Origin of the sequence: Pedobacter jamesrossensis (genome assembly GCF_042650905.1) — a bacterium.
Taxonomy (GTDB): Bacteria; Bacteroidota; Bacteroidia; order Sphingobacteriales; family Sphingobacteriaceae; genus Pedobacter; species Pedobacter jamesrossensis.
The window spans coordinates 1-22,204 of sequence record NZ_JBHSBY010000014.1 but is presented as its reverse complement, the minus strand read 5'-3'; the positions used below and the strand labels follow the sequence as shown (position 1 = coordinate 22,204).

The following is a 22,204-nucleotide window of genomic DNA, read 5'->3' as shown; positions in this document are numbered from 1 at the left end:
GATTCGCAGTCACCCACGACACCCTTGTCTCTGGCTAACACTTCCTACTGCTAAGCGTGTTCGGGACTTTAACCCTATAGTTGATTGCCATGCCCGGCGCACCACCATAAAAAAAGCAGCTCATCTTGAACTGCTTTTTTATGCGCTAATAACTTAGCACTAATTTTTCTTCTCTACACGCGTTTTAATCTGACTTGGTTTTAACCAAATTTTAGCACCTTTTGAGTTTACGTAATATTTTTCGTTTTTAGCGTTGATGTAAACATCAGAACCATCTGGTGCCATTTTACCTTTCCAGGTTTTGTCTGCAACCTTAGAACTTCCTTTTACAGCTACTTCCGCCGTTTTATTTCCTACAGACTTAGCGCCTTTATCAATTGCTTTGCCCGTGCTTTGTAATGCTTTACCTACTTCTGTTTTCTTTTTTTCTTGTGCGTTAACGCTTAGCGTTAAACCTGCAAATAATGCTAATGTTAATAAGCCTACTGCTAATTTCTTTTTCATGACAGTTATATTTTATATATAACAATAACATTCCATTTTGGATTTTGTTTCACTTACAGCAAGTTAAAATAATACTGTAGAAAATAGTCGTTATTCTTTCTTTAAGCGCAAAACAACTACTTCTATTTAACTCTGCCTCCGTGCTTCGCTATATCCTTACGCTACGCTTAAGGTATGCCGCTTTGCGGGGGCTAATTTGCAGTTATAGACTAACAATTAATGCTAGCCCTTACTTGTGTATTATAAACCTTATTGGAGCGATATACTATTTTGAGACACAAGCGCTCTAATCAACGTCGCAAACTTTCGCAAAATAGATTTAGCGTAAAGAAGGACTGTTGCAGCCGAGGAGTACAACAATTGCTTTACAACAAAATTTCCTGTGACTAATTTAATTTCTCAGCAAGCATTTTCATTTCGATATGAGGTGAGCGACCTTCGTACAAAATACGGTGAACGGCCTTACTAATTGGCATATCTACATCGTACTCCTGATTTTTAATATGCATACATTTTACAGCATAATAGCCTTCTGCAATCATATTCATTTCTAATTGTGCAGATTTTACGGTGTAACCTTTCCCTACCATGTTGCCAAAAGTTCGGTTTCTGCTAAATTGAGAATAAGCAGTTACAAGCAAATCGCCCAAATAAGCAGATTCTTTAATATCTCGATTTATAGGATGAACGGCAGCAACAAACCTTTCAATTTCTCGAATGGCATTGCTAATTAAAACAGCCTGAAAATTATCTCCATAACCAATTCCATGGCAAATACCACTGGCCACAGCGTAAATATTTTTTAAAACTGCAGCATATTCTGTTCCGAAAATATCATCAGAAACATTGGTTTTAATGTAACGTGTATTTAAAAATGTTGCGAAAGTTGATGCCTTTTCTACATCGGTGCAAGCAATTGTTAGGTAAGAAAGTTTTTCTAATGCAACTTCTTCTGCGTGGCAAGGACCGCTAACAACCAAAATATCGTGATAAGGAACTTCGTAAATTTCGTGAAGGAATTCTCCAATAATGAGATTATCTTCAGGAACAATTCCTTTAATTGCAGAAATAATTTTCTTGCCCTTTAAATTGGCTGGAGTAATATTTTTAAGGGTTTCTTTTAAGAAAGCGGCAGGAACGTTTAAAATGATATAATCTGCAGAATTGACAATACAGTTAATATCAGTTGAAATATTATCAGCATTTATTTTTAGCTCAACAGAACTTATGTAATTTGGATTATGCTTAAATTTCTTGATATGCTCAATCGCTTCTGTATTACGCATCCACCAATAAATTTCCTTTTCTGTCAGATTATCTGATAGCATTTTTACAATGGCAGTCGCCCAGCTTCCGCCCCCAATCATTGCTATTTTTGGTACCATGGTTATAAAAAAAGTTAAAGGTAAAAGGTGTAAGGTATAAGAATAAGCAATTAACTTAAATCCTAAACCTTACAACTTCAACAACGCAAGATACTATTTCTTACGATTATTTATTAACTACTTTTTAGCGTCTTTGCTAAACAATTGGTCTTTAGATGTTTTTTCTACAATCATACCATCCTTAAGCTTGTTTTGAATAGCAGAATATGGTCCGGTAACGATTTCCTGACCAGCTTTGATACCAGATTTTATGATGATAAACTGATCATTCTGTATGCCTGTTGTAACTTCAGCTTGTTTGACTTTTTTGGTAGCCGCATCATAAATATAAACAAATTGCTTAACGGTTTTATCTGCAAGCTTCGATTTTTGCTTATCACTATTTTCCTGGTTATTTGCAGTAGCATCAGCCGCTTTATTTTTATTATCGGTAAATACCGCTTGAATAGGAACTGATAATCCTTTTAACGACTCGCTTTCGATATCTACAGTTGCTGACATACCCGGACGGAAAATAGATTGTTGTTTACCAGAAAGTTCTTCTGTAATTCTAATTTTTACAGAGAAATTAGTCACCTGATCTACCGAGGTTGAAGTTGTAGTTCCAACAGCTGTTGAAGAACTTGCAATTTCAGTTACCACACCTCTAAATTTCTTATCAGAGAAAGCATCTACTTCTATTGATGATTTATCGCCAACTTTAACACGAGTAATATCGTTTTCGTTTACATCAACATTTACTTCCATTGATGAAAGATTAGAGATACGCATAATTTCTGTGCCCGCCATTTGTGAAGTACCTAAAATACGGTCGCCAAGTTCTATTGATAACTTAGAAACAACACCATCAACCGGAGCGTAAATTGTTGTTTTTGCCAAGTTTGCCCCCGCCTCTTTAACATTAGCGCCAGTTTGCTCTAATGTAAATTTAGCACCGGTTACATTTTCTTTAGCACTTGCTAAATTTGCTTTAGCTGTTAAATATGCAGCTTTAGCCGCATCAAATTCTGAGGCTGAAATTACCTTCTTATTAAATAATTCGACATTACGTTTATAAGTAGCTTCTGAGTTAACAAAGTTAGCTTGATTCTGAATTAGCTGTTGTTGAGCGGCAGCAACATTCGCCTTTTGAGCATTAAATGAAGCAACGGTTCTTTCATAACCCGATTGCAGCACATCTGGTCTAACTTTACAAAGTAATTGGCCAGCTTTAACAATATCACCTTCTTTTACTTTTAATTCTACCACCTCACCAGAAACTTCAGAACTTAATTTTACTTCTGTTTCAGGTTGTATTTTACCACTCGCAGTTACTGTTTCTACAACAGTTCTATCCGATGCCTTTTCTACAGTAACTTTTTCAGTTTTATCGCCCCCGATAACTCCGGCAAGTTTTAATCCGATAAGAACGACCAGGATAACACCAATGGTAATTAAAATGTGCTTCAGTTTCATAATGTTTTTATTGTATTAGTTTATTGTTTTAAAGTTGAATGGTTAAAGGTTGAAAAGTTTAGACATACCAAACTTTAAGCTTTTTGCTTTAGTCTTTCAACCTAATTTAAAATGTAATCTGTTTACCTAAATAGTAATCAATTACCTTAGCCCTGAATAAAAGATCGTACTTAGCCTGAATAAAATCTATTTCAGCTTTATTTCTATTTGTTTGTGCTGTGCTATAATCTAAAGAGTTTACCAAACCCACATTATAACGCTGCTCTACAACATAAAAAGCATCCTTTTGTGCGTTAAAGGCATTTTGTGTTGAACCATACCGACTTTCAGCCGCTTTTAAATCTGTTGTCGCCTGAAAAATAACTTTGTTTAAATTGTTTTTAGCTAATTGCTCAGAGGTTAATGTATTTTGATAAGTAATTTTTGCCCTACGAACACTTGAACGTGCCGTAAATCCATTAAAAATAGGAATTTGCAAACTCATTCCTACACTTTGTCCTAAACGCTGATCAATCTGATCTGCAAAAGAAGATTGAGGATTTAAGCCTTTATAATCGAATTGATAAGAATATGAAGTATTTATGCCCGCACCTAAACTTAATGACGGCAAGTACGCACCCTTTGCAACTGCAATAGCTTGTTTAGCCGCAAGAGAACGTAAAGTTGCTAACTTGATATCAGGAAAAATATTTAATGCGTTATTAAAAATTTCGTCGGGGTTAGCAGTTGAAGTAGCCGCTTTTACGTTATCAATTAATGGTGCCTGAACAACAAATTTTTGGTTAGGCTGCATTTCCATTAGTTGGCCTAAAGTTAGGTAAGAAATAGATAAGGCATTTTGCGCATTTGTTAAGTTTAATTCGGCTATTGCAACTTGCGATTTGGCCTGAGAAATATCTGCTAATGTTTTATTTCCTGCATCCAACAAGGCATTTTCTCTTACCAAAGTTTTATTGGCAATGTCTAATTGCTCTTTAGATGCTCTTTCCAAATCGGTATTATATAAAACCTGTAGATATGCCGTTACAACGTTTAAAATTAAATCGTTTTTAACTTTATCTACATTGCTTTTATCTGCTTCTAAAATAGTTTTGTTTTGTCTGATTTGATTGATTTTCGAAAAACCTTGAAACAAATCTATATTGGTACTCAAATTTCCACTTGTAAATAGCGAAGTCTGGTTAGTAACCTGAAACGTAGTTTGATCTAAACCACGACCAAAAGTTAAATTAGGATTTACGCTGGCGTTCAGATTTGGATAAAGAGCATACTTAGATTGAGTTAAATTCTCATCGCTAATAGCCGCACTAAACTGAGCTTGTTTAATGGTTAGGTTATTTTTTAAGGTATTATCAACCGCTTGCTGTATGGTTATTACTTCTTGAGCACTAACACTTTGACCTAAGCATAACGCCACTAATAATGCAGAACCGGAAAAAAACTTTGTTTGGGTAAACATCTTCATAATTTGTTTCAAATCTATATAAACAACTTTAATAATTTCAATCTATCCACGCAATTACTAACTTTGAGTAATGTACCTGGTCAAATCACCGCTTCTGCTTAAATGGTATTACCCATCGTTATTATGGAATAAGCCTCGAAATGAAAAAGTTATTTATTTAACCTTTGACGACGGACCTATACCCAATGTTACAGATTTTGTATTAAAAACTTTAAAAGCTTTTAATGCCAAAGCGACATTCTTTTGTATTGGTGATAATATCACTAAAAATCCCGAGGTTTTTGAACGTGTAAAAAACGACGGTCATGCTATCGGAAACCATACTTTTAATCACCTTAAAGGATGGATAACCGATGATGAAACTTATGTAAAAAACGCATTAAAATGCCAGGCGCTTACGCAAACAAATCTTTTTCGGCCACCTTACGGGAGGATAAAAAAGTCACAAATTATTAAGCTGAAAGCTGAAAGCCTAAAACTGAAAGTAAAGAACTCTAAACTAAAAGCTGAAAACTGCCAACTACAAATTATAATGTGGGATATACTAAGCGGCGATTTTGACATCAATCTTTCACCTGAAAAATGTTATTTAAACGTTATAAAACACACTAGAAACGGCTCTATTATTGTTTTTCACGATAGTTTAAAAGCAGCAGATCGGTTAATGTATGCATTACCAAAAGTGCTACAGTATTTTTCAGAAAAAGGTTATCAATTTTCATCATTATAAATTACAGACGAAATTAATGCCAAACGACTAATTATCTGTAACTAACTTACTACAAGTAGGTTGCTTAGCCGACAACCGATGTAAACTGTTCAAAAACGAACACCCCTAACTGAAAACGGACAGTGTTTAAATCCATAAGCTATTTAGAATAATACTAAATAATACAATGATCTTCTAATGACTGTAAGAGGTGTATTTTTTTTGTAAATTCGCAGCTATTAGAATAGAAGTATTACCTTTTAACCAATAAATCGATGGCTTTTGATATAGACATGATTAAAAAGGTTTATGCAAACTTCGGTAGCCGCGTAGATGCAGCTCGTAAAGTAGTTGGCAGACCTTTAACATTATCTGAAAAAATATTGTATGCTCACCTTTGGGATGGCGATCCTAAAAAAGCATTTTCTCGCGGAACAGATTACGTAGATTTCGCACCAGACCGCGTAGCCATGCAAGATGCAACGGCTCAAATGGCTCTTTTACAATTTATGCAGGCAGGTCGCCCGCAAGTTGCAGTTCCATCAACGGTACATTGCGATCACTTAATCACTGCTAAAGAAGGTGCTAATATTGATTTGCCTCATGCAAAAACAGAAAGTGCTGAAGTTTTCGACTTTTTATCATCTGTATCAAATAAATATGGTATTGGTTTCTGGAAACCAGGAGCAGGTATTATTCATCAGGTAGTTTTAGAAAATTACGCGTTCCCAGGTGGAATGATGATTGGAACTGACTCACACACTGTAAATGCAGGTGGCTTAGGTATGGTTGCTATTGGTGTAGGTGGTGCTGATGCTTGTGATGTTATGGCTGGATTACCTTGGGAGCTTAAATTTCCTAAGTTAATTGGTGTAAAATTAACAGGTAAACTAAATGGTTGGACTGCTGCTAAAGATGTTATTTTAAAAGTTGCTGGTATTTTAACTGTAAAAGGTGGTACTGGTGCAATTGTAGAATACTTTGGCGATGGCGCTGTAAATTTAAGCTGTACTGGTAAAGGTACCATTTGTAACATGGGTGCCGAGATAGGTGCAACTACTTCTACTTTCGGTTACGATGAAAGCATGGAGCGTTATTTACGTGCTACAGGTAGAAACGAAGTTGCTGATGAAGCAAACAAAATTGCAGCGTATTTAACCGGTGATGATGAAGTTTATGCTAACCCGGAAACATATTTTGATCAGGTTATCGAAATCAACCTTGATGAATTAGAGCCTTATTTAAACGGTCCTTTTACACCAGATTTAGCTACTCCGGTTTCGCAAATGAAAGTTGAAGCAGAGAAAAACGGCTGGCCTTTAAAAGTAGAATGGGGTTTAATTGGTTCTTGCACCAACTCTTCTTACGAAGATCTATCTAGAGCAGCTTCTATTGCTAATCAGGCAATTTCTAAAGGATTAAAAACTAAGGCAGATTTTGGTATTAACCCAGGTTCGGAACAAGTTCGTTATACAGCAAATCGCGATGGTTACTTAAAAACTTTCGAAGATTTAAATGCGACTATTTTCACCAACGCTTGCGGACCATGTATTGGTATGTGGGATAGAACTGGTGCAGAAAAAGCAGAAAAAAATACAATTGTACACTCTTTTAACAGAAACTTTGCTAAACGTGCTGATGGTAACCCTAACACTTTTGCTTTCGTAGCATCGCCAGAAATGGTCGCTGCAATTGCAATTGCTGGTGATTTAGGTTTCAACCCATTAACCGATACGTTAACAAACGATAAAGGCGAACAAATTAAATTAGATCCGCCAACGGGTTATGAATTGCCTCCAAAAGGTTATGCAGTTGAAGATGCTGGTTTCCAAGCGCCTGCAGCAGATGGTTCTGGCGTTGAGGTTTTGGTTTCTCCAACTTCTCACCGTTTACAATTATTAGATCCTTTTACACCTTGGGAAGGTACAGACTTGAAAGGTTTAAATCTTTTAATCAAAGCAAAAGGTAAATGTACTACAGATCATATTTCCATGGCTGGTCCGTGGTTAAAATTCCGTGGTCACTTAGATAATATCTCTAACAACATGCTAATCGGTGCAGTTAATTACTTCAACGATAAAACAGATAATGTTAAGAATGAATTAACTGGTGAATATGGCCCTGTTCCTGCAACTCAGCGTGATTATAAAGCGGCAGGCATTGGCTCGATAGTAGTTGGTGATGAAAACTATGGTGAAGGTTCTTCTCGTGAACACGCAGCTATGGAGCCTCGTCATTTAGGCGTTCGTGCCGTACTGGTAAAATCTTTTGCCCGTATTCACGAAACAAACCTTAAAAAACAAGGTATGTTAGGCTTAACATTCGCAAACAAAGCAGATTATGATAAAATTCTTGAGGATGATAAAATTGACATCTTAGGTTTAACAGAATTTGCTCCAGATAAACCATTAACATTGGTTTTACACCATGCAGACGGTACTCAAGAGCAATTCCCAGTTAATCACAGCTATAACGCTCAACAAATTGAGTGGTTTGTTGCTGGTGGCGCTTTAAATATCATTAGAAGAGATGCTGCTGCAAAAGCTGCGCTTTAAGAATAAGAATAAGAATAAGGATAAAGGAGCAAGGATAAAAGAGCTAGGCGTAAGGAACAAAGACAGATTTTATAATTACGATCTTTGTTCCTTGATCTTTATTCCTTAATCCAAATAAAAAATCCCGTTTTGAATTAATTTCAAGACGGGATTTTTTTTGATAGGAAGGTGGTGTTAATTATGTACAAGCTCATACACCTTTTGCATAAAAGTAGCCTCTTCCATTTTCTGAAAAAACTCACGCCATTCTTCTCTTGTAAAAACCAAACTTATATCTGGGAAAGGCGTAGATAGAATTACTACTTCTTTTCCATCGGGTCTATTTTCTAAATAATTATCAAATTCCAATCTTTTAGTTGCATTATAAAAGGCATCAAACTGTTCAAATGAAAAGTTCATAAGAACACCTGCTCTCCAAATATTTAAAACACGACAATTGCAACACTGCGCAATGGTTATATTTTCATTCTGAGCTAAAACCAAAGTTTTACACATAGGCTAACTATTTAAACTATAATTGTGCCTGATTTACCCACATGCATTTATGCGGGTAAACAGGACTTACTAATCAACAAAAACTAACCAAAATATAATGTTGAAGACTTACAAGAAGAATCCAAATATACACTATTTAGATTAAGTCTAAATTAAATTATAATATTTTTCATAAAAAAAGGCACACCCTATTAAGGTTTGCCTCTAAGTATTAATATTATTAGTAAACTAATTTTGGCTTTTCGTTAATGCAGGCAATATATTTTGGAGCAACGATTCCTTTGCAATCTGAAGATAATTGATACTTTACATTAAAGTTTTTTTGTTTTTGAGTGTATTGTTCTACTTTTTGAAGAAACAAATTAGTATCGATTTTAACAGAATACAAAACAAAATGTGTTGAGCCGCCACAAGGTTTTGAGCCAATTGGAACAAACCGCCAATCGGATGCATTAGTACAAGTTATCCCATCAGACATTTTTTCAATTTCATTTAACAGCACTTTCAATTCGCTTTCATCAGCCTCTTTTGTAGAAGTAATTAAGTTACTGTCTTTACACGCTGAAAAAGTTGGAAGAATTAGGGAGAATAGAAATGCAATTATTCTAAATTTATAAATCATAGATTTTGAGTTGAAATAAGATAAAATCTTTGGTTGAGAAGTAAAATTATTGTACTTTAATTTCAGTTATATAGACAACGCCATCTTCTTTTATAGGCGTTTTATAACAACTAATCTCCCTAAACCCACCATTACAAACATTAATTAGATAATAAACAACAGATACTTGTTCACCAGTCTTAAAAGTCTCAGCTTTGGTCAAATTACAAACCCTGTAGGTTTGTCCCGCTTCTAACTTCAAATATGTTGCAACACAATCTTGTATAACACTTGCCTTTGAGGTAATGATTTCGGGGGTGTTCTGGCGCTTTTTACAACTTAAAATAAATAAAAGTGATAGAACTGCAGTTAATAGTTTTAATTTTCTCATATAGCCATTTGTTTGTATTCAGCTAAACGATGAATAATCTGGAAGTGCTACAGTCTCCTATTTCAAAAACTTCTGCCACCAGTAACCAGAATCTTTTATAGTTCGAAGTTGGGTTTTAAAATCATTATAAATTAATCCAAAACGGGCATTAAAACCTTCTGCCCATTCAAAATTATCCATTAATGTCCAGGCCATATATCCGATAATTGGCAAACCTTCATTCTTTGCCTTAAGTAATGCGGCTAGGTATAATTGAAAATATTCTATGCGTTCAGCATCATTAACGCTCCCATCTACAATCTTATCATGATAAGCTGCGCCATTTTCAGTTATCATTATGTTTTTTACACCATTGTAACTAGAGAACTGTTTTATAATATTGTAAAAGCTATCTGCATTAATCTCCCACCCCATTGCAGTATGTGGTTTTTTACGGTTTTTCGCCTTAACTTCCCAGGCCTGAATAACAGGAATAAAAGCATTGTACTTTACAGTTAAAGGAAAATAATTTTGCAAGCCAATAAAATCGAAATCAAATTTATAACGGTCGATATGGCGCCACGTGCCATATTCTATTTGAAACTTTTCAAGAACATCCCAATCGGCAGAAGGGAAACCTAAACCTAAAGTTGGTTCAATAAAAAGCCTGTTCATTAAACAATCTACTCTTTTTGCAGCAAGTATATCGTTGTCACTTTGTGTATAAGGCAGAATTTCGGAGCAAGAAAACGTTGTACCAATGTTAGCCTTATGTATTTCTGCACGCAGAATTTTACCACCCTCTGCCTGTGCCAAAGCGGTATGATGTACAGCAGAAAAGAAGTTGCCGAGACCGGTTTTACCTGGTGCATGCACACCTAACATATATCCTAAGGAAGTAAAACCAAAAGGTTCATTAATGATGATCCAGTTTTTAACTTTATCTCCGTATTCCATAGCGCAAATACTAACGAAAGCATTGAAAGCTGCGTTAATACTAAAGCTTGTCCAACCACCCTCATCTTCTAAAGCCTGGGGCAAATCCCAATGGTATAAAGTGATATAAGGCGTTATCCCGTGTTCTAAGCACTCGTCGATTACGTTGTGATAAAACCTGATTCCTTCGGGGTTAACCTCGCCTTTTCCGTAAGGTAAAATTCTAGACCAGGCGATTGAGAATCTAAAAACTTTAAACCCCAAAATTTTAACCAAAGCAATGTCTTCTCTAAAACGATGATAAAAATCGCAGGTAACATTTATTTTATGTCCTTTTTTTATTTTGCCGCTCTTGGCAGAAAAAGTATCCCAAATAGAGGCACCTTTACCATACATATCTGATGTTCCTTCTATTTGAGCAGCAGCAGTTGCTACGCCCCACAAAAAATCTTGACCAAAATCAGCAGATTTTATCATTCCATATATTTTATTTATAAATATGAGAAGTTAATGTTAACAGATGATTAAACTTTAATTTACTAATCAAGCGTTAACCCAATCTCTTTTAATAAAATTGCAGCATTAAAAGTTTGGCAAGGACCATTTTTCAATTTATAATCAAACAACATTTCGCCATTATTTATCGTAATATCAAAATGGTAATTACGCAATGTATGTTGATTTTGTTGTTTTAAATCTGCTAATTGCAAATCATGTGTAGCAAAAAGTGCTGGCGTTTTTTCGGCAATTAGTTTTTCTACAAATACCTTAGAACCCAAATATTTATCACGGCTATTAGTACCACGCAACATCTCATCAATTAAAACAAAAGTATTTTTATCTTTAACTACGTTATCTAAAATCATTTTTAAACGATTTAATTCAGCCTTAAAAGTTGATGTACTTTCATTTAACGAATCTTTAATACGCATATAAGTATTTATGGAAAATACAGACAAATTCATTGATTTAGCACAAACCGGAGCACCAGCATAAGCCAAAACCATGTTAATACCAAGTGTGCGCAAAAATGTACTTTTTCCGGCCATATTTGAACCGGTAACAATATCAACCGTTGGATTACTTTCTACACCAAAATCATTTGATATTCTATTTTCGGATGGAATTAACGGATGACCGATTTGTAATCCTTTCAGTGCAAAGGACTCATCAATTTCGGGAAAAATCCATTCTGGCTGATTATGCGCTAACGTTGCTAAAGAAATCAGTTCTTCAAAATCTCCCAAATGGTTTAAAGCAGAAATTACATCTTTTGAGGAAGACTGGTACCAGCGGTCTAAGCTTGCGCAGCATCTTAAATCCCACATGAACAAAGCATTTAAAGCCACTCCTACAAGGATATTTAACCTGGCATCAAAGTTTTGAATAATTTTGGAAAGACTTTTAATTTGTTTACTTACTGGTGTTTTCGAGTTGAAAAAACATAGAATATAACTACTTTTCCATTGATGATTTTCTGTCCAAAGAATAGCGTCTGCATATCCATTTAAAAGATTAGAGCCTCCGCTGAAACTATAAAACACCTTGTTAATTTTAGCGCCTTGCGACATATTCCAGCCAACGTTAATCAAAAAGTAAAGTATTAAAACATCCCAAAACACATTATTTATAAATATCGCCGCAAGAATCAATGCAACAGAAATGTAAGGCGTTAAGATAATATAAAACTTTAATAAGCTCTTTCGCACGAAAGATAACTGTTCGCCCAACTGATGCGCTAACTGTTTTTTTATTAATTCTATTTTTTCTACATCATGACCGTGGAGATTTGCTCTGAAATCAAAAGTATCATCAATATTATTTAGAATTTCCTTAACAGCTTCCTGACGCGAGAAAATTGTTGATCTTGATGTTTTTTCTGATAAATTTTTAGCCAATACATCTTTACCGTTTTTCGTGTAACACCTGTTTATTAATGAATACAGAGATGTGCTTCCAAAAATATCCAAATCAGATGTAAAAGGATGTGATTCTGATTCAAATTGATTCCCATCATCATAACCATTTTTTACGTTATTTAGCTGGTTCCATTCGTTTTGATAAACCCATAGCAATTGTTTCTGATAATCGATTTCCCGGTCTAATTTGCTTTGCTTTTTAACTACAAATGCAAAAACAAATACAGGCAGAAGCAAAGCAATTTGCAATACAGTCCTCCAGCCATCATCAGCAGAATTTAAAAGCAATACAAAAAATAGAATTTCGGCAAGGAATAACCCAATTCTAACTAAAGAAAGCTTATCTACCAGTTTTTTTCTTTCATTAATTCGTGTACTAACTTCTCTAATTTTTTCGTTGTAACCAGATATTATTTGCGCTTGTGTTTTTAACATTATATTTGAATTGAAAAATGATAAATATAGGTAAATATTAGATGAAGATTACCCTTATCGCCATTGGCAAAACAGAAGACAAATACCTAATTGAAGGCATTGAAAAATATATTAATCGTTTAAAACACTATATTAATTTTAGTTTTCTGGCAATTCCTGATGTTAAAAACGTTAAAAATTTATCAGAAGCACAACAGAAAACAAAAGAAGCAGAGTTGCTACACAAACAAATTAATAATGGCGATGTTGTTATTTTTCTCGATGAAAAAGGAAAAAAATATAGTTCAGTAGAGTTTTCCAATTATTTGAATAAGCAAATGGTTGGAAGTGTACAGCATTTAATTTTTATAATTGGTGGCCCTTACGGTTTTGACGATACAATTTACAAAAGAGCGAATGGTTTAATATCTTTATCTGATATGACATTTTCTCACCAAATGATACGCTTGTTTTTTGTTGAGCAATTATACAGAGGTTTCAGTATTTTAAAAGGAGAACCTTATCATCATGCTTAATAAAAGACAAAACTTTAATCAAATATGGAATTTAACAAATTATTTCATCATAAAATAAAAACGATATGTTACTAGATAAATATAAGAGACAGTATAGATTTAAAAGCAGACAAAGTGGTAGCGACAAATATTTTTGGATTAGCATAATTGCTTCTTCTCTTATTTGTGGTTTAATCTGGTATTTCTCTAAATAAAAGGCAAAAAAAAACATCGAATAAATCCGATGTTTTTAAGATTCATTTAAGAAGATTAAACTCCTTTTTTACTTGTCATGCTAGCTTTCTTAGCTGGTGCAGAAGTTTTTGTGGTTGCTTTTGCACTTGCAGAAGCTTTAGAACCCGTAGCTTTTTGCTTTTTATCAGCTGCAGCTTTTTCCTCAGATAACTTCACTTCAGCTGGCGTACCTTGTGTTTCAGGAGTATCTTCTGTAAACAAAGGCATATCCTTAATTAAGTTATACCAACCAATAATTTTTTTCATATCAGAAGCATAAACTTTATCTTCATCGTGTCCTGGTGCAACTTCGTTAAAGTAAGCACGTAAAACTGAAGTATCTGCTTTAGTATCTGGAGTTGTTCCTTTAGCTGCAATTTTTGTAAAAACATCAACTAATTTAATTTCCTCTTCTTCGCCGTAAACGGTGATATCTTCTAAAGATGCAAGTTTAGTATTGGTGATGTTAGCCACAACTTTAAGTTTTTGTGCATCTAACCCTTCTAAAATATAACCTACTTTATTTTGTCCAACAAGTTTAAATAAACCTGGTCTGCCAGAAACGGCAACTATTCCTCTTAAATTCATATATATAATTGTTTAGCGGTTGGCGGTTAGTGAGTAACGCTTTAAACGCTTAACGCTCACCGCTTAACGCAATTTACTAATCTTCAATAATTTCAATTCCTAAAATCTTATCTCCCTGACGGATATCATCAACAAGATCAACATTTTCAATTGCTTTACCAAATACAGTATGGTTACGATCTAAATGCGCTGTGTTCGTTCTGCTGTGGCAAATAAAGAATTGTGAACCACCAGTATTACGACCTGCATGAGCCATAGATAGCACACCACGATCGTGATATTGATTTTCGCCATCTAATTCACAATCGATTTTGTAACCCGGACCACCAGTACCTGGCATACCAGACGCACCATCTTTAGAATTAGGGCAACCTGTTTGAACCATAAAATCAGAAATTACACGGTGAAAAGTTACACCATCGTAAAAGCCTTCGTTTGCTAATTTTTTGAAGTTTGCAACTGCTTTCGGAGCATCTTTTTCAAAGAACTCTACAGTCATATTACCTTTTTCGGTTTTTATTATTGCTTTACTCATATCAATTTTTATTTATTAAAAACTTTCCCAATACGTTAAAATTTTATGGGAACCGCAAAAATAACAAAATTGTATAAATAGAACATCTTTAAAGATTTAAATTACAAATATTACTCAATCTTTTGATAAAAAACATAAGAAAACGAACGGTAAAGTAATTCTTCGCAATCTACAGCCCTGCCATTCGCTATAGCCCTCATAGAAAAAACTCGGGGCTGCTGCTACTCTCAGGTGTATATACTACATTATGTACCCAGAAACCGATAATAGAAATTTAATCATTAATATAAGAAACAGTTTAAATTTCAACTCCAATTATTTTATAGAACGTGGAGACACGTTCCATTGCAAATAGCCAAGGTGCGTGTCCCCACGCACCCTTATAAAATCTATAAATCATTTTTTTAATTTTTGTAAACAGACTAAATCAGGTATTTTAGTGTTTTATGTAATTATGGCGATTAAAAAAAAGTATTACATTTTGATTTTCTGTTTGCTTACCAGCATTTGGGTTAAAGCTTCATCATTGTTAATTTATATGGATGAAGATCAGAAGAATCATTTAAAAGCTTATGGCATTGCCTATTGGACAATTAGCAAACAAGTTGAAGTAGATTGGCTTTTGAATTACCGAGGAGGCAGTTTTTTAATTAAATATAATAAAACCGTTGAAGAGGAATGCAAAATAAGAGGTGTTTCTTATGAAGTAATGGCAGATGGAAAAGTAACCAATTTACTAAATGAAATTAGCGACCCATCCGTAAATATGGAAATGGTTAAGCTAGAAAAAACGCCAAAAATTGCTGTTTATTCACCAAAAAGCAAACTACCATGGGATGATGCAGTAACCTTGGTTTTAACTTATGCAGAAATTCCTTACGATGTAATATATGATGATGATATTTTACAGGATAAGCTAAGCAAATATGATTGGCTACATTTACATCACGAGGACTTTACTGGTCAATACGGGCGGTTTTGGTCGTCCTTTAGATATGCAACCTGGTATCAGGAAGATGTTAAAAGCCAGGAGGCTTTAGCTAAAAGAATGGGCTATAAAAAAGTTTCGGAAATGAAACTTGCAGTAGCAAAGCATATAAAAGAATATTGCGTTGGTGGTGGTTTTATGTTTGCCATGTGCTCTGGAACTGATAGTTTCGATATTGCGCTTGCCGCAGAAGGTATTGATATTTGTGCCGCAATGTTTGATGGCGATGGCGCTGACCCAAACGCACAATCGAAACTCGATTATAACAAAACACTGGCTTTCCAAAACTTTAAACTGGATAACAACCCTATGAATTATGAGTTTTCGGATATTGATGTGACCAATAATCGTAGTTTAAATGAATCTAATGACTACTTCACCTTGTTCGATTTTTCTGCAAAGTGGGATTTAGTTCCTACAATGCTTACGCAAAACCACGATAAGGTAATTAAAGGTTTTATGGGGCAAACAACCGCGTTTAGAAAAAATTTAATAAAAACGAGTGTTACTGTTCTTGGCGAAAATAAAGGAGCGGCAGAAGTTAGATATTTACATGGCGAAATTGGTAAAGGTCAATTTACTTTTTATGGCGGGCACGACCCTGAAGATTATCAACATGCTGTAGGTGATCCACCAACTGATCTAAATTTACATCCAAACTCTGCTGGCTATAGGCTTATATTAAATAATGTGCTTTTTCCAGCCGCGAAGAAGAAACCTCAAAAAACATAAAAATCATTTAGTTTTTTATGCCTTGGCTGCAATGTGACGCCTAACTAAATTATGTGAGCTGCTTTAAGATCCTTGCCTGGAGAAGAATGACTAATAACTTTAGATATTAACTATCAAACCAAGCTCAAATTTTTCTAATTAAAAGTTTGATAATTCCTATTATCTATACACAAAGCAAGAGTTAGAAGCATCAATTATTTATTTAAAACGACAATGTAAAATCCACTTAAACCCTACTGTACTTCAACAAATTAACCACCAAACTGTAACACACTTGATACTTTGGCATAGCTTTTGGAAAGAGTGGTTTAAATAATTCAGGATTTACCTGAATGTAATTAAACTAGAAAATCTTTTACCTAAAAAGAAAATATTATGAAAAAGTTACTATTATGTGCAGGTGTTTTATTATTGGCAACTGGTGCTTTTGCGCAAAAAACAATGAGTGGAAGCAGTGCAAGATTTGGATTAAAAGCAGGTGTTAATCTATCAACCTACAGTGGAACAGGTGCGGCAGATTTAGATTACAAAAACAATATTGGTTATAATGTAACTGCTTTTGGAGATTTCGGAGTTGGAAATAATTTCTTTATCCAGCCAGGTGTTTCACTACAAAACAAGGGAGCTAAGTTGGAAAGCACAGGAACAGTTGGTGGAACTTCCGTTACAGGCACATTCAAACAAGATGTAATGGCAATTGAGGTTCCTATTAACGCTGTGGTTAGAATTCCTACGGGTGATGCTGGCGCATTCCAAATTAGTGCAGGCCCTTACGTTGGTTTTAATATTTCTGGAAAAAACAAATATACTGGAACTTACTCAAGCGGTGCTGTTGCTGGTTCTTCTTTTACAGATAGAGATATAGAATTTGGTAGTACAAAAAGCGACGACTTAAGCAGCATTGATTTTGGTGCTAATTTTGGTTTAGCATATCGTTTAAATAGCGGCGTATCAATTGGAGCAAATTATGGTTTAGGTATATCTAACTTAGTACCAAAAGATTCTAGAAGTAATGATGATAAGCTTAGAAACCGTGTATTAGGTTTTACAATCGGTTATTCATTATAGAAAACCCAATATAATAACTAAGCCTGTTTTGATTAGTCAAAACAGGCTTTTTTTGTTAATCGTAAAAATTCCAGGTTACGCCGAATTTAAGTAAAGCATCTGGCATAGGGTAGCGATTAACTGTATAATATCCTGTTGAAAATAAACCTTGATTTGCGTAATCATATTTTATAAAAATATTCGCCCGCTTTAAATTAGTTTTCAAAAATAAATCTACTACTGGCGTAGATTTAAATACCGTTGCATCACCAACGTAGAATTGCGATGCTGCTGCCGAATAGGAATAATTTGCATAGGCAGTATTATATCTAACATCGAAACCAATATTAGTTTTTAAAACTTTAAAAATGGTTAAGTCGACATAAAAGCTATTACAAGTATAAAATTCTGGCGTTCTTAAAACATTTTCGTTATCAGTTTTTTGATACGCAAGGTAGTTTTCTATAGCAAATTTTCCGAACCTCCATTTTTTAGAAACATCCAACCTAATCAAGCTTATATCTGAAGTTTCCTGAACTGGCATAATGGAAAGCGCTGTTGCTCCTTGACCAAAGTATAAGTAATTACTGGTTAAAAAATATTTTGCACCAGCCTCTAAGCCTAATTTATCATTAATATAGGAGAAAGATAGGTTAGCCACTTTAGTGTTTTTTAAATTAGAGTTACTCCATTCGTAATGATTACCATTATAAAAATTAAAAATTTCGGAAGGTGACTGATTCTGAAGATATGCACCGAGTTCAATTCTTCCTATAGATTTGCTTAAAGCAATTCTACTTTTAGCTTCGTAAAGAAAATCTCCTGCATTTCTTCCTTGAAAAACTTGTTGAACATCCAGGTTTAAATCAATGTTACTCGTAAAACGATAACCGAGTGCTCCTATTAGGCTTAAATTCTGAAAACCGAAATTTCTGTTTTCGTAAGTATTACCATTTTTTCTTCTCCCGATAGAAGCGTAGCTATAATAATCGTGTCGGATACCAGCATCAAGTTTCAGTTCGTTTTTAATAACCGAAGAGTTTTTGGCTCTTAAGAAAAAGCTGTAAAGAAATTCATTTTTAATATGTTGAACATGCGTAGAATCATTAGTAAAAACAGAATCCAAAAGTAAATCACTAGCATCATTAGGCTTGATGGTTATTTTACCGATTTTACTTAATGCTTTCGGAATTGCGGTATGATCATCTTCCTGATCTTTGGTAAAATCGTAACTATCATTATTGTACTCTACGGTATAAGTTATTTTATTTGTAGGAACAACAGAGCCGTTAACTGTATTTGAACTATCTAAACGACCAACATAATAGGTTTGCTTTAAGAATATTGTATTTTTTCGATAAAGGTTTCTGGCATTAGATAAACGAACGGCCTCTGCATCTCTTGCAATCTTCTCATAGCCCGAGTTAAAAATACTATCTGCACGAATAGAACCATTTTCGTAAGCCCGCATGGTATTAAAAATAGCCGAAGCCCACATATTGTACCTTTTGCTTGGTGATTGATACCAGCTGAACAGCGCTATATTTAAATTATCTCCCCGCTGGCGGCTATAAAATCCCCTCGAATCCATTCTATTGAAATTAAACCCGGCATTCCAGTTTTTCTTAATATTTTGACTATGAATCCCTCTGAAAAGTTGTTCCTTTTGTCCTGCACTAATTAGATACAAACTGGTAAAAGGTGCCCTTGCCTGATAATAAATAATATCTTCGGGTGTTAACGCATAATAATCTAAGGAATGATAACCTGGATCGAAACCTATTCTTTTTGATGGCTCGTATAATAAAGGCCTTGCAACTTGCCCCATGCTACCAGTAGTAATTGTGGGGTGCTTTGGCTGCATGAGCGGACTATAATTCTGAATATTAAAAGTGGAAGTATCCAACGGAATCAATACAATACTATCTTTACTTAAAGCCATTTTGGTAAACTTAATGTACTTTGCATTGTAAACTACAGAATCCTTTTCACCTTCTTCCTTCTTACGTAAAGAATCTAACTCTTTATTCTTACCTACGCTCGTTTTTAAATCTTGAGCTAAAACGTTGTTAACACCAACGAATAGTGAGATTAAAAAGCAGAACAGAACAACTTTACGCATTTTATAATTCGGCAATTAGTCGGGTTAAAATCTCTGTCATTTTAGGCTCTGCTTTTGCCGCAGCTTCTAAAATTTCATCTAAATTGAATGGTTGTAATTCTTCAGGAAATCCCTCATCAGTTAATACAGAAATTGCAAAAACAGGTAATCCTGCGTGGTTTGCTACAATAACTTCAGGCACGGTGCTCATACCAACAGCATCGGCTCCAATTAAACGCAAATATTTGTATTCTGCTTTTGTTTCTAAATTAGGACCAGAAACGGCAACATAAACACCTTTATGGCATTTAACATCAACATCCTTTGCAATATCTAAAGCTTTAGTAATGATACTTTTTTTATACGGCTGACTCATATCAGGGAAACGAGGACCCAAAGAACTTTCGATTATACCACGCAACGGGTTATCTGGCTGAAGATTGATATGATCTTCGATAATCATTAAATCGCCTTTTTTAAATTCTGGATTTAGAGAGCCTGCAGCATTAGAAACGATTAAATTTTCTATACCCAAACCTTTCATTACCCTAACAGGGAAAGTGATTTGCTGCATACTATAACCCTCGTAATAATGCAGACGACCTTGCATGGCAACAATTTTCTTTCCGTTTAAAGTTCCAAAAATTAATTTACCACTATGAAATTCTAAAGTAGATATCGGAAAATTTGGAATATTCGAGTACATCAACTGATGTTCAACTTCGATATCTTTAACCAAACCACCTAAGCCTGTGCCTAAAATAATGCCTATTTCTGGATTAAAGTTTTCGGTTTTACGTTTTATATACTCAACGGTTTCTTCTATTGCTCTTAACATAGTTTAAAATAAGTTCATCAAAGGTAATCTTATCTTCTTCAAATAATTCAACCTCGATGGGTAAAAAATATACGGGTAAATTTACCAGTAAATCTTTAAATCCCGCAGCTTTTAAACGTTTGCTATCCTTTTCTGTTGTGATGATGATTTTATCTTTTTTTACACCTTTATCAAAAGCCGATTTAAACTTCTTAATATCTTCTTCCTTAAAAGCATAATGATCAGCAAATTCTTCGTGCTTGACGGCTTTGGAGTATTTCTCAAGTTCTTCAATTAATGGCGCCGGATTTGCAATTCCTGTTAAAAGAAAAATTTCAAAATCATTAATCGAATCTAAAGTTCGGCATTCGTTATTGTATAAATGTTGTAAATCGCCATATTTCAAATAGGAATGTAATACTGGCTGATTATTATTTGGTTGCAACTCATTTACCGAAGCTTGTTGTGCAACATGCAATAATGGCACTGGCGATTTGGTTACCAATAAAATATCAGCTCTTTTTCTCGAAGCAAAAATATCTCTTAAATTTCCTGCCGGGAGTAAGAATTGTAAAGTTCCTAGTTTTCTAAATTCAAAGAGTAAAATATTTAAACCGGCATTAACTGCTCTATGCTGAAAAGCATCATCCAAAATAATTAAATCGTGGTTTTCTTTTAGTTTTTCGATGCCTGCAACTCTATCTTCGCAAACGGCAACGGTTACATCCTCAAATTTTTGATGATACTGTAAAGGTTCATCACCAATCGTTTCGGCAGTTGCAGTTGCATCAGCCAATATAAAGCCTTTGGTCTTTCGCCCGTATCCCCTACTCAATATTGCAATTTTATAATCGCCTAATAACCTCACTAAATATTCTGTTGTAGGTGTTTTTCCAGAACCTCCAACAGCTAAATTACCGACGCAAATTATCGGCAAATCAAATTTTACAGAACGCATAATGCCCCAGTCATACAGCTTTTTTCTGAGCGTAATGGCTAAACCATAAATTAGTGAGAAAGGAAGAAGTAAAAGGCGTAAGTAGTTAACTAGCATAATCGTGTTTCAAAATTACTTATTATTTAAAAAAGAATAGCATCGCGTTTGGCAATGCATACTAAAGCAACCTTTGTTTATTAAAAATGTTTTGAAAAGCAACTACTGTAGCAATAATTAATGTTATATAGGTTTTGCACTAAATTCCTAATAAAAGATCGGGGATACTACTGCAATCCTGTTTAATAACAAAGGCAACGACAACCTACAACAGGTTGAAAACCATTAAGGCAGTATCAAAATTGATTTTGAAGTGCTGTTAGCAGAATAATATTTTGAGCGGTCGTCATTCCCGTGAAAACGGGAATCGTAAAGCGCTAGAAAGGAAACATTATATATGCTTGCGAAAGCATTAAGATACTCAATCAAGTTGAGCATGACGTAACTTCAATGGTAGGGTTAATTTATTTCATAAAAATCAATATAAGGGACGTTAACAGTAGCTAAACTAAGGGAATGAATGGATTATGTTCTGTGAAGACACAGACCATGGATCAGCTTAGATTTTCTTAGGTGCCTTAGGTGGTTTAAAACATCCGTTTATATAATGTCAATGGTAGCATGACGAATCCTTACGTCCTTCTCGTGAAAACGGGAATCCTAAAGCGCTAGAAAGGAAACATTATATATGCCTGCGAAAGCATTAAGATACCCAATCAAGTTGAGCATGAAGTAACTTCTCAATGGTAGGGTTAATTTATTTCATAAAAATCAATATAAGGGACGTTAACAGTAGCTAAACTAAGGGAATGAATGGATTATGTTCTGTGAAGACACAGACCATG

At 34.5% G+C, this 22,204-nt stretch carries 19 protein-coding genes; 5 read left to right on the top strand and 14 right to left on the bottom strand.

The genetic code is table 11. The features are described from left to right. Positions 1 to 159: 159 nt before the first annotated feature. The 4 genes from ACFOUY_RS02255 to ACFOUY_RS02240 form a co-directional block, all read right to left on the bottom strand. Positions 160 to 504 (bottom strand): hypothetical protein, encoded by a 345-nt coding sequence (locus ACFOUY_RS02255; RefSeq protein ID WP_378958822.1) that lies wholly within the window; start codon positions 502 to 504, stop codon positions 160 to 162. 386 nt (positions 505 to 890) lie between these two features. Next, a complete protein-coding gene (locus tag ACFOUY_RS02250) occupies positions 891 to 1,889 on the bottom strand; it encodes an NAD(P)H-dependent glycerol-3-phosphate dehydrogenase (RefSeq protein WP_378958821.1) in 999 nt (332 codons plus the stop codon). 117 nt (positions 1,890 to 2,006) lie between these two features. After that, positions 2,007 to 3,344 carry an efflux RND transporter periplasmic adaptor subunit gene (locus ACFOUY_RS02245; protein ID WP_378958820.1) on the bottom strand — a complete coding sequence of 446 codons (1,338 nt, stop codon included), beginning with the start codon at positions 3,342 to 3,344 and terminating at the stop codon, positions 2,007 to 2,009. Positions 3,345 to 3,450: 106 nt separating this feature from the next. Continuing rightward, on the bottom strand, positions 3,451 to 4,803 hold the full coding sequence (locus tag ACFOUY_RS02240; protein WP_378958819.1) for a TolC family protein: 1,353 nt from the start codon (positions 4,801 to 4,803) through the stop codon (positions 3,451 to 3,453). Positions 4,804 to 4,879: 76 nt separating this feature from the next. On the opposite strand from ACFOUY_RS02240, the gene ACFOUY_RS02235 reads away from it, so the two are divergent. Both ACFOUY_RS02235 and ACFOUY_RS02230 read left to right on the top strand, forming a co-directional pair. After that, on the top strand, positions 4,880 to 5,539 hold the full coding sequence (locus ACFOUY_RS02235) for a polysaccharide deacetylase family protein (RefSeq protein ID WP_378958818.1): 660 nt from the start codon (positions 4,880 to 4,882) through the stop codon (positions 5,537 to 5,539). A gap of 254 nt (positions 5,540 to 5,793) precedes the next feature. Beyond that, the gene (locus ACFOUY_RS02230; protein WP_378958817.1) at positions 5,794 to 8,073 is read left to right on the top strand and encodes an aconitate hydratase; all 2,280 of its coding nucleotides are present in this window, start codon (positions 5,794 to 5,796) and stop codon (positions 8,071 to 8,073) included. Positions 8,074 to 8,247: 174 nt separating this feature from the next. Here ACFOUY_RS02230 and ACFOUY_RS02225 read toward each other — a convergent pair whose 3' ends face one another. The 5 genes from ACFOUY_RS02225 to ACFOUY_RS02205 all read right to left on the bottom strand — a co-directional run bounded on the left by ACFOUY_RS02225 (position 8,248) and on the right by ACFOUY_RS02205 (position 12,829). Continuing rightward, positions 8,248 to 8,568, bottom strand: coding sequence for a hypothetical protein (locus ACFOUY_RS02225; protein ID WP_378958816.1), 321 nt, complete (start codon positions 8,566 to 8,568; stop codon positions 8,248 to 8,250). 220 nt (positions 8,569 to 8,788) lie between these two features. After that, positions 8,789 to 9,190, bottom strand: a complete 402-nt coding sequence (locus ACFOUY_RS02220) for a hypothetical protein (RefSeq protein WP_378958815.1) — start codon at positions 9,188 to 9,190, stop codon at positions 8,789 to 8,791. Between the two features lie 46 nt (positions 9,191 to 9,236). Continuing rightward, positions 9,237 to 9,560 carry a hypothetical protein gene (locus ACFOUY_RS02215; protein WP_378958814.1) on the bottom strand — a complete coding sequence of 108 codons (324 nt, stop codon included), beginning with the start codon at positions 9,558 to 9,560 and terminating at the stop codon, positions 9,237 to 9,239. A gap of 57 nt (positions 9,561 to 9,617) precedes the next feature. After that, complete coding sequence (locus ACFOUY_RS02210; RefSeq protein ID WP_378958813.1) at positions 9,618 to 10,952, bottom strand: GH1 family beta-glucosidase; 1,335 nt, start codon at positions 10,950 to 10,952, stop codon at positions 9,618 to 9,620. A 62-nt stretch (positions 10,953 to 11,014) separates the two neighbouring features. After that, complete coding sequence (locus ACFOUY_RS02205) at positions 11,015 to 12,829, bottom strand: MutS-related protein (protein ID WP_378958812.1); 1,815 nt, start codon at positions 12,827 to 12,829, stop codon at positions 11,015 to 11,017. A 41-nt stretch (positions 12,830 to 12,870) separates the two neighbouring features. Between ACFOUY_RS02205 and rlmH the strand changes: the two genes are divergently transcribed. Beyond that, complete coding sequence (rlmH, locus tag ACFOUY_RS02200) at positions 12,871 to 13,344, top strand: 23S rRNA (pseudouridine(1915)-N(3))-methyltransferase RlmH (protein ID WP_378958811.1); 474 nt, start codon at positions 12,871 to 12,873, stop codon at positions 13,342 to 13,344. A 249-nt stretch (positions 13,345 to 13,593) separates the two neighbouring features. Here the strand turns inward: rlmH and ACFOUY_RS02195 are convergent, their stop codons facing one another. Continuing rightward, entirely contained in the window at positions 13,594 to 14,145 is a 552-nt protein-coding gene (locus tag ACFOUY_RS02195; protein WP_378958810.1) for a DUF5606 family protein, read from the bottom strand. Between the two features lie 76 nt (positions 14,146 to 14,221). Beyond that, positions 14,222 to 14,680, bottom strand: a complete 459-nt coding sequence (locus tag ACFOUY_RS02190; RefSeq protein ID WP_378958809.1) for a peptidylprolyl isomerase — start codon at positions 14,678 to 14,680, stop codon at positions 14,222 to 14,224. Between the two features lie 538 nt (positions 14,681 to 15,218). On the opposite strand from ACFOUY_RS02190, the gene ACFOUY_RS02185 reads away from it, so the two are divergent. After that, entirely contained in the window at positions 15,219 to 16,400 is a 1,182-nt protein-coding gene (locus ACFOUY_RS02185; RefSeq protein WP_378958823.1) for an asparagine synthetase B, read from the top strand. A gap of 375 nt (positions 16,401 to 16,775) precedes the next feature. After that, positions 16,776 to 17,468: a porin family protein gene (locus tag ACFOUY_RS02180; RefSeq protein ID WP_378958808.1), complete on the top strand. Its 693-nt coding sequence runs from the start codon at positions 16,776 to 16,778 to the stop codon at positions 17,466 to 17,468. Between the two features lie 55 nt (positions 17,469 to 17,523). Here ACFOUY_RS02180 and ACFOUY_RS02175 read toward each other — a convergent pair whose 3' ends face one another. Genes ACFOUY_RS02175 through lpxK form a run of 3 tightly spaced genes read right to left on the bottom strand, consistent with a single transcriptional unit; the run spans position 17,524 to position 21,419 of the window. Then, positions 17,524 to 19,584, bottom strand: a complete 2,061-nt coding sequence (locus ACFOUY_RS02175) for a putative porin (RefSeq protein ID WP_378958807.1) — start codon at positions 19,582 to 19,584, stop codon at positions 17,524 to 17,526. Next, positions 19,571 to 20,386, bottom strand: a complete 816-nt coding sequence (locus ACFOUY_RS02170; protein WP_378958806.1) for a purine-nucleoside phosphorylase — start codon at positions 20,384 to 20,386, stop codon at positions 19,571 to 19,573. The genes ACFOUY_RS02175 and ACFOUY_RS02170 overlap by 14 nt, the downstream gene beginning before the upstream one ends. After that, positions 20,358 to 21,419: a tetraacyldisaccharide 4'-kinase gene (lpxK, locus tag ACFOUY_RS02165; protein ID WP_378958805.1), complete on the bottom strand. Its 1,062-nt coding sequence runs from the start codon at positions 21,417 to 21,419 to the stop codon at positions 20,358 to 20,360. The genes ACFOUY_RS02170 and lpxK overlap by 29 nt, the downstream gene beginning before the upstream one ends. Between the last annotated feature and the right edge of the window lie 785 nt (positions 21,420 to 22,204).